Origin of the sequence: Lysinibacillus sp. (genome assembly GCF_032093475.1) — a bacterium.
Classification (GTDB): domain Bacteria; phylum Bacillota; class Bacilli; order Bacillales_A; family Planococcaceae; genus Lysinibacillus; species Lysinibacillus irui.
In genome coordinates, this window is record NZ_DAMDAY010000162.1 from 1 (window position 1) to 7,938 (window position 7,938).

At 40.0% G+C, this 7,938-nt stretch carries 12 protein-coding genes and 1 pseudogene; all 13 read right to left on the reverse strand.

The window, feature by feature from the left end; genetic code table 11:
* A partial coding sequence (locus RT445_RS21905; RefSeq protein WP_396631820.1) for a tRNA pseudouridine synthase A occupies positions 1-347 on the reverse strand: 347 nt, incomplete at its 3' end.
* A gap of 14 nt (positions 348-361) precedes the next feature.
* Positions 362-1,159 (reverse strand): energy-coupling factor transporter transmembrane component T family protein, encoded by a 798-nt coding sequence (locus RT445_RS21910; protein WP_274794944.1) that lies wholly within the window; start codon positions 1,157-1,159, stop codon positions 362-364.
* Positions 1,156-2,028 (reverse strand): energy-coupling factor ABC transporter ATP-binding protein, encoded by an 873-nt coding sequence (locus RT445_RS21915; protein ID WP_274794945.1) that lies wholly within the window; start codon positions 2,026-2,028, stop codon positions 1,156-1,158. The genes RT445_RS21910 and RT445_RS21915 overlap by 4 nt, the downstream gene beginning before the upstream one ends.
* Positions 2,004-2,849, reverse strand: coding sequence for an energy-coupling factor ABC transporter ATP-binding protein (locus tag RT445_RS21920; RefSeq protein ID WP_312506411.1), 846 nt, complete (start codon positions 2,847-2,849; stop codon positions 2,004-2,006). Before RT445_RS21920 ends, RT445_RS21915 begins: the two co-directional genes overlap by 25 nt.
* Before the next feature lie 428 nt (positions 2,850-3,277).
* Positions 3,278-3,658: a 50S ribosomal protein L17 gene (gene rplQ / locus RT445_RS21925; RefSeq protein ID WP_012296051.1), complete on the reverse strand. Its 381-nt coding sequence runs from the start codon at positions 3,656-3,658 to the stop codon at positions 3,278-3,280.
* Positions 3,659-3,714: 56 nt separating this feature from the next.
* The gene (locus tag RT445_RS21930) at positions 3,715-4,659 is read right to left on the reverse strand and encodes a DNA-directed RNA polymerase subunit alpha (RefSeq protein ID WP_004233733.1); all 945 of its coding nucleotides are present in this window, start codon (positions 4,657-4,659) and stop codon (positions 3,715-3,717) included.
* A gap of 139 nt (positions 4,660-4,798) precedes the next feature.
* On the reverse strand, positions 4,799-5,188 hold the full coding sequence (rpsK, locus tag RT445_RS21935) for a 30S ribosomal protein S11 (RefSeq protein ID WP_004233731.1): 390 nt from the start codon (positions 5,186-5,188) through the stop codon (positions 4,799-4,801).
* Between the two features lie 25 nt (positions 5,189-5,213).
* Entirely contained in the window at positions 5,214-5,579 is a 366-nt protein-coding gene (rpsM, locus tag RT445_RS21940) for a 30S ribosomal protein S13 (protein WP_004233729.1), read from the reverse strand.
* A gap of 24 nt (positions 5,580-5,603) precedes the next feature.
* Entirely contained in the window at positions 5,604-5,717 is a 114-nt protein-coding gene (gene rpmJ, locus RT445_RS21945; protein WP_000868344.1) for a 50S ribosomal protein L36, read from the reverse strand.
* A gap of 37 nt (positions 5,718-5,754) precedes the next feature.
* Positions 5,755-5,973 (reverse strand): translation initiation factor IF-1, encoded by a 219-nt coding sequence (infA, locus tag RT445_RS21950; protein WP_004233690.1) that lies wholly within the window; start codon positions 5,971-5,973, stop codon positions 5,755-5,757.
* A gap of 86 nt (positions 5,974-6,059) precedes the next feature.
* A pseudogene (locus RT445_RS21955) lies at positions 6,060-6,137 on the reverse strand (type I methionyl aminopeptidase); the annotation flags it as partial.
* Positions 6,138-6,386: 249 nt separating this feature from the next.
* Entirely contained in the window at positions 6,387-7,040 is a 654-nt protein-coding gene (locus tag RT445_RS21960; protein ID WP_274794947.1) for an adenylate kinase, read from the reverse strand.
* A gap of 70 nt (positions 7,041-7,110) precedes the next feature.
* On the reverse strand, positions 7,111-7,938 hold an 828-nt coding region (gene secY / locus RT445_RS21965), incomplete at its 5' end, for a preprotein translocase subunit SecY (RefSeq protein WP_313471557.1).

The window sequence follows — 7,938 nt, forward strand, 5'->3', positions numbered from 1 at the left end:
GACCATATATAGCGGTATCTTTTCCCTACAACGCTGTAGCGTGCATGAAAGTCATTTGCCACTTCCTCTACCGATAATACACGAATATCTCTAGGTAGCTGTACATTCAATGCCTTGTGGTACTTTTCTGTTGGAATGGAGAGTGGTGTATCAAAATGCAATGTTTGCCCTGTTGCATGAACTCTAGCATCTGTACGCCCACTTGCAGTTACTTTAATCTTTTCCCCTTTATGCATAATAGCTAGTACTCGCTCCAGTTCAGCCTGCACTGTACGTTCCCCTGGCTGTACTTGATAGCCTGAGAAATGCGTTCCATCATAGCTGATAATTACTTTTAATCGTCGCATAAAGCTTACTCCTTTTAACTTCTATAGAAGAATAGCAATACGCCTATTGCTACTAATAGCACAAGCGCAAATGTGTCGCCCATATCCCATTTTAGTCTACGATATCTAGTACGACCTTCACCACCACGATAGCCTCTTACCTCCATCGCTGTTGCTAAGTCCTCAGCTCGCTTAAAGGCACTGACAAAGAGAGGTACAAGCAATGGTACGACAGCTTTTATTCTATCTTTTATCGGTCCAGAGGATAGGTCTGAACCTCGTGCCATTTGTGCTTTCATAATCTTATCTGTTTCATCCATTAAGGTCGGAATAAAACGCAATGAAATAGACATCATTAAAGCCAATTCATGTACTGGTACCTTCAATGCTTTTAATGGATTTAGAAGCACCTCAATACCATCTGTAATAGAAATAGGTGATGTTGTTAATGTTAAAATCGACGTCATAAAGACTAATACTAGAAATCGTATAGAAATATAGATCCCTCGTCTAATTCCTTCATCATAAATGGTAATGAACTTTGATTCAAAAATAGGAACGCCTTCTTTTGTCATAAATATATGAAGAAGGAATGTGAAGGCCATCAGAAAGATAACAGGCTTTAATCCATTAATTAAAAAATATAGGCGAATCCGTGATATTAAAACTACCAATAGTGTAAATGCCAGTAACATAGCGTATGTCACTGTATTATTCGCCAAAAAGACAATAATAATAAACGCAAAGACGAAAATGAGCTTAGACCTTGGATCCAGTTTATGCACAGGTGAATCACCAGGGAGGAAGCGTCCAAATATCATTTTTTCCATCATGGCTCTCCACGCTCCTCTCTTAGGCCTTGAGCAATTTCAGCTGCAAGCTCCTCCTCTGTTAAGCAAACCTTAGAGAAGGAACGTCCTATCATATGCTCAACCCTCTGCTGAAAGCGAACAATACGTGGTGGCTCTAAGCGGAAACTCTTTAATGTTTCTACATCTTTAAAAATATCCCGTGGTGTTCCACTTAAGACATTCTTACCTTCATGCATAATCACAATATTATCCGCATATCGTGCCGCATCCTCCATACTATGTGTTACTAAAATTGTTGTGAGGTGTCGTTCTTGATGAAGCTGATAAAACATATCCATTATTTCTTTTTGACCTCGTGGATCAAGACCAGCCGTAGGTTCATCTAATACAATAACCTCTGGGTCCATTGCTAAAACACCTGCAATCGCCACTCGACGCATTTGACCGCCTGATAAATCGAATGGGGATTTCTCAAGTACGTTGTTAGGTAAGCCAACTAAGCTAACAAGTTCCCTTGCACGAGCTTCGGCTTCCTCCTCTGATACTCCAAAGTTCATAGGGCCAAACATAATATCCTTTAAAACCGTTTCTTCAAATAATTGATGCTCTGGAAACTGAAAGACAATACCGACCTTTTGACGTACAGCTTTTAAATCTTTTGCTTTTTTACCAGCTACAATAATGCGATCCCCAATATGTACTTCTCCTGAAGTAGGTCTTAGAAGTGCGTTAAAATGCTGAAGAATAGTCGATTTACCAGAACCAGTATGGCCAATAATCGCTTGATAAGTATGGGAGGGGATATCAAAATCTACATCGAAAAGAGCCCTCTTTTCAAAAGGCGTCCCCTGCGAATAGGCATAGCTTACTTGTTGAAGTTTGATGTCCATAAATCATTCACCAACTCTTCTTCTGTCATATGTTGTCCCATTAACGGAACACCTTCCTTTTGCAATAGCTTTGATAACTTCAAGGCAAATGGTAAATCCAGTCCGAATTCAACTAGCTTGTCCCCGAGTGCAAAGATTTCAGCAGGTGTACCTTCTGCAAATTTCTTGCCATCATTCATAAAAAGAACACGATTTGCTAGCATCGCCTCTTCTAAATCATGTGTAATCGATATAACTGTTAATCCTGTTTCCGCACGTAAGGTCTGGACAGTTTGCAACACCTCTGCACGCCCCTGTGGATCTAACATAGATGTAGCCTCATCTAAAATAAGAAGCTTTGGCTTTAATGCAAGTGCTCCAGCGATGGCAACACGCTGTTTTTGCCCTCCTGATAGATGATGCGGTTCATGGTCTAAAAACTGGCTCATTTTTACTTGCTCCAGTGCTGCATGGACACGCTTTACCATATCCTCAAAAGGTACACCGTTATTTTCGAGTGCAAATGCTACATCATCTTGCACGGTTGCACCGACAAATTGATTGTCAGGGTTTTGAAATACCATTCCCATTAAAGAGCGGGACTCCCAAAGGTTATCTTCACTTAAAGGCTCACGTAATATACGTACATCTCCTTGTTGAGGAAATAATAAACCATTCATCAACTTAGCGATTGTAGATTTACCAGATCCATTATGACCTACTATGGCAATCCATTCACCTTCTTCAACTGCAAAGCTAACGTTTTCGACAGCATTACGGCTAGCTTGATCTTCTGGCGTATATGAAAAAGTCACATTATTTAAAGATAAAATTTCAGGCATATCTAGAACTCCTCTCTCCATGCTCTGCTCTACTAACTAACTTACACTTTTTTATGTATGAATTCTACTACATTCCGTATGTCGATAAAAGAAAAATACTACAATAACACGTCAAACTAATAATAGGGTAATGGATAACAAAATAAAATCCATATATTAAAAAAAGCACCACAAATTGGCGCTATCTTTAATAATAAAAAAGCGCGCACCTCATTCGATAGAAATGCGCTTGTCGTTACATTTACAAGAAATACGGGTGCTCAAGCCCTTATTTCTCCTGAATGAGGTGCGGAGAGCTAAACGAGACGCCACACCACATAGAGTGTCCGCTCATCATAACGCTCAGCTTAATTATTTGTCGTATAAATCATTTATAAAGAAAGAGGGTGGTGATTCCCACCCTCTTCACCACAAGTTTTCTCTTATGATTAAACTAGTTCAATCACAACAACAGGTGCACCGTCACCACGACGAGGACCTACTTTAAGAATACGAGTGTAACCACCTTGACGCTCAGCATAACGTGGTGCAACATCATCAAATAACTTTTGAAGTGCAAATGATGTTGTTTCGTTACCTTCAGCATCAGTCGTTGTTACTAGTTCACGACGGATGAATGCAGCAGCTTGACGGCGTGCGTGTAAATCTCCGCGTTTACCTAAAGTAATCATTTTTTCAACAGCTTTACGTACTTCTTTAGCGCGAGCCTCAGTAGTTTCGATACGCTCGTTAATGATTAAATCAGTAGCTAAGTCACGTAACATCGCTTTACGTTGAGAACTTGTACGACCAAGTTTTCTGTAACCCATGGATGTTTCCCTCCTTTATAGAAAAAAATCTGATCTTGTTAGTTGTTTTAAATCGCTTAGTCTTCTTTGCGTAATCCTAAACCAAGCTCTTCTAACTTCGCTTTTACTTCTTCTAGTGACTTACGTCCAAGGTTACGAACTTTCATCATATCGTCTTCTGATTTATTCGCAAGTTCTAGTACTGTATTAATACCAGCGCGTTTTAAACAGTTGTAAGAACGAACAGAAAGATCAAGCTCTTCGATAGTCATCTCTAAAACTTTTTCTTTTTGATCTTCTTCTTTTTCGACCATGATTTCAGCAGTTTGTGCCTCATCCGTCATGCCAACGAAGATGTTAAGATGCTCGGTTAAAATTTTTGCTCCGAGCGAAATCGCCTCTTTCGGACCGATGCTGCCATCTGTCCACACATCAAGAGAAAGTTTGTCGTAGTCAGAAGACTGACCAACACGAGTATTTTCCACTTGGAAATTGACGCGTGATACTGGAGTGTAAATAGAGTCGATCGGGATCACGCCGATAGGAAGATCCTCACGTTTGTTTTGATCAGCAGGAGTGTAACCACGGCCACGTTGTGCATACATACGCATACGTAAATGACCGTTTTTAGCGATTGTTGCAATATATAGATCTGGGTTTAAAATTTCTACGTCACTGTCATGTGTAATGTCAGCAGCCGTAACTGTACCATCGCCTTTTACATCAATCTCAATAACTTTTTCTTCGTCAGAGTAGATTTTAAGAGCTAGTTTTTTCACGTTCAAAATGATTGAAGCTACATCTTCTACTACGCCTTCTACAGTTGAGAATTCGTGAAGAACACCATCAATTTGAATTGAAGTGACAGCAGCTCCTGGTAATGAAGACAGAAGGATACGACGTAAAGAATTACCCAAAGTGTTTCCATATCCGCGTTCAAGCGGTTCTACAACAAACTTTCCATATTTGGAATCTTCGCTGATCTCCACCGTTTCAATCTTTGGTTTTTCAATTTCGATCATTTTATTTACCCTCCTTCAAAACATCGAATGTATAGGTTCTTTCCATCATAGATTCGATCGTCAATGACGTATCGTTTATTATCTGCACAAGACAGTCTGTACAAAAAATGATGTTCTCATACAATATGAGACGCACCCATTACACGCGACGACGTTTTGGCGGACGGCAACCATTATGAGGAACTGGAGTAACGTCTTTAATAGCAGTTACTTCTAAACCAGCAGCTTGAAGTGCACGAATAGCAGCTTCACGACCAGCACCAGGACCTTTAACAGTTACTTCCAACGTTTTCAGACCATGTTCAAGGGATGTTTTAGCAGCAGTTTCTGCAGCCATTTGAGCAGCGAATGGTGTAGATTTACGTGAACCACGGAAACCAAGAGCACCAGCACTTGACCAAGATACAGCGTTACCTTGCATATCTGTAATCGTTACGATTGTATTGTTAAATGTAGAACGAATGTGTGCAATACCAGATTCGATATTCTTTTTCACACGACGTTTACGAGTTTGTTGTTTACGAGCCATGTTAAGAAGGAACCTCCTTTACCAATTATTTTTTCTTGTTCGCAACTGTTTTACGAGGACCTTTACGCGTACGCGCATTGTTCTTCGTATTTTGACCACGAACAGGTAAGCCACGACGGTGACGGATACCACGGAATGAACCGATTTCCATCAGACGTTTAATGTTTAATGAAGTTTCGCGACGTAAGTCACCTTCAAGTTTGTAAGAATCTAATTGTTCACGGATTTTGTTTAACTCATCTTCAGTTAAGTCGCGTACGCGTGTATCTTCTGAAATACCTGCATCAGCTAGTACTTTCTGAGCTGTAGTTTTACCAATACCGAAAATGTACGTTAATGAAATTACCACGCGTTTGTCGCGAGGAATATCAACACCAGCAATACGTGCCATGTACGTTGTGCACCTCCTTTAGAATTAACCTTGTTTTTGTTTATGTTTAGGATTTTCACAGATTACCATTACTTTACCGCGTCGGCGAATTACTTTACATTTTTCGCAGATCGGTTTCACAGATGGTCTCACTTTCATCTAACCTAACCTCCTTAGTAGTCCGGAGCGCAAAAGATTATTTAAAACGGTATGTGATACGACCGCGAGTTAAATCATAAGGAGATAACTCGATAGTAACCTTATCTCCAGGTAGAATACGGATAAAGTGCATACGAATCTTACCAGATACGTGTGCTAGAATCACATGTCCATTTTCTAATTCTACCTTAAACATCGCGTTTGGCAAAGTCTCAACAACTGTCCCTTCGACTTCAATTACATCATCTTTCGCCATCTACTCTGTCTCCTCTCTATATGCAAATTAAAGTTCTCATCGTTACATCAAACGGATATCTGCTGCAACTATAGAAGCAACCTCGTTTCAACATATGTTTGGATTGTATGAGAGATGTTTGAAAGACGCTCGTCTGGTTTCGCTTCACACAATCCACGGAATATACAGAACCAGTAAGGGCACTGAATCTCCCATGTTTACACGAATACCGGAATGTCTTAGATGAGATATTCATACCCGTTACACAGATGCTTCCACGAAACCCATTATACTCCTCCAAAAGGTATGTTGCACTTTTTGGTAGAAATATATACCGGGCACAATATGCTTTTGCAACTCTCAAAAAAATTATGTTTCGTTGTTGCTCCCGCATGCCTCCCGCGGAAGCAGTATTCTGCGCCCGGAGCCGGGTATCAGCTGCGGCTGCCCTGTAAAAGAGCATCAAGATCAGCAAACACTTTGTTAATATCTTGCTGTCCATCTATATTAGTTAACACACCTTTTGCTTTATAGAAATCAAGTAAAGGTTGTGCTTGTTTCATATTTACTTCCAGACGGTTCGCAACCGTTTCAGGATTATCATCTGCACGTGTATAAAGCTCGCCACCATCTTTATCACATTTTCCTTCCTCAGCTGGAGGGTTGAAAATTAAATGATAAGAAGTACCACAAGTTTTACAAATACGTCGACCTGATAGACGAGCGATTAACTCATCTTTTTCAACTTGAATGTTAATTGTATGCTCAATCGCTTTATTTAGATCAGCAAGGATGCTATCTAAAGCTTCAGCTTGAGGAACAGTACGTGGGAATCCATCAAGTAAGAATCCCTTTTCACAGTCAGGTTTAGCCAGTCGCTCACGAACAATACCAATCGTTACTTCATCTGGTACAAGTGCACCTTGATCAATAAACGATTTAGCTTGTAAGCCTAGTTCAGTACCTTCTTTGATTGCAGCACGGAACATATCGCCTGTAGAAATATGAGGAATTGCGTACTTCTCAACAATTTTATCTGCCTGTGTGCCTTTACCAGCACCTGGCAGACCCATTAAAACGATATTCATTAGGAAATATTCCTCCCACAAAAGGTTTGCTGATTTAAGGAAACGATGGAACGTTCCCTAAAAACCAACATTACTTCATAAAGCCTTTGTAGTGACGTTTAACAAGTTGAGATTCTAGCTGCTTCATCGTTTCCAGCGCTACGCCGACTACGATAATAATACTAGTACCACCGATCTGCACTGAAGCAGGTAAATTCATAAAGTTTATGAATATAATCGGCATTACAGAAATAACAGTTAAGAAAATCGCGCCGACAAATGTCAGTCGATATAACACGCTTGTTAAATACGTTTGAGTGTTTTCACCAGGACGAATACCCGGAATATAAGCACCTTGTTTTTTCAAGTTATCTGCCACATTTTCTGGATTCACTTGTACGAATGCATAGAAATATGTGAACGCGATGATTAATGCAACATAAATAATCATCCCAACAGGTTTTGTATAATCAAAAGTGTTATTAATGAATGTTGTTACATTATTTTCACCGAAGAACGGAACTATCGTACGAGGTGTCATCAGAAACGCCGAAGCAAAGATTACAGGAATAACCCCTGCAGCATTTACTTTTAACGGTAAATGCGTTTGTTGACCACCCGTCTGTTGGTTACGCCCAGTAACTCGTTTTGCATATTGAATTGGAATTTTACGAAGTGCTTGTTGCACGTAAATAACTCCAACAACAACTGCTAATAAAACTAATACAAGCAACGCAAGGATGATGATGTTGATAAATAATTTATCTCCTGCACCCTCGATTTGCTGTGCAAAGATTTGGTTAATTCCTGTAGGCAATGCTGCAACGATACCTGCGAAAATGACAACAGAAATACCATTACCAACACCATGAGCAGTAATTTGCTCAGCAAGCCATACTAGGAATGCTGTACCCGCTGT

Bases quoted from the DNA above. Each gene is read 5' to 3' on its own strand.
- RT445_RS21910 (WP_274794944.1), bottom strand. From the start codon at position 1,159: ATGATGGAAAAAATGATATTTGGACGCTTCCTCCCTGGTGATTCACCT.
- RT445_RS21915 (WP_274794945.1), bottom strand. From the start codon at position 2,028: ATGGACATCAAACTTCAACAAGTAAGCTATGCCTATTCGCAGGGGACG.
- RT445_RS21920 (WP_312506411.1), bottom strand. From the start codon at position 2,849: ATGCCTGAAATTTTATCTTTAAATAATGTGACTTTTTCATATACGCCA.
- rplQ (WP_012296051.1), bottom strand. From the start codon at position 3,658: ATGGGTTACAGAAAACTTGGTCGTACAAGTTCTCAACGTAAAGCGATG.
- RT445_RS21930 (WP_004233733.1), bottom strand. From the start codon at position 4,659: ATGATCGAAATTGAAAAACCAAAGATTGAAACGGTGGAGATCAGCGAA.
- rpsK (WP_004233731.1), bottom strand. From the start codon at position 5,188: ATGGCTCGTAAACAACAAACTCGTAAACGTCGTGTGAAAAAGAATATC.
- rpsM (WP_004233729.1), bottom strand. From the start codon at position 5,579: ATGGCACGTATTGCTGGTGTTGATATTCCTCGCGACAAACGCGTGGTA.
- rpmJ (WP_000868344.1), bottom strand. From the start codon at position 5,717: ATGAAAGTGAGACCATCTGTGAAACCGATCTGCGAAAAATGTAAAGTA.
- infA (WP_004233690.1), bottom strand. From the start codon at position 5,973: ATGGCGAAAGATGATGTAATTGAAGTCGAAGGGACAGTTGTTGAGACT.
- RT445_RS21960 (WP_274794947.1), bottom strand. From the start codon at position 7,040: ATGAATATCGTTTTAATGGGTCTGCCAGGTGCTGGTAAAGGCACACAG.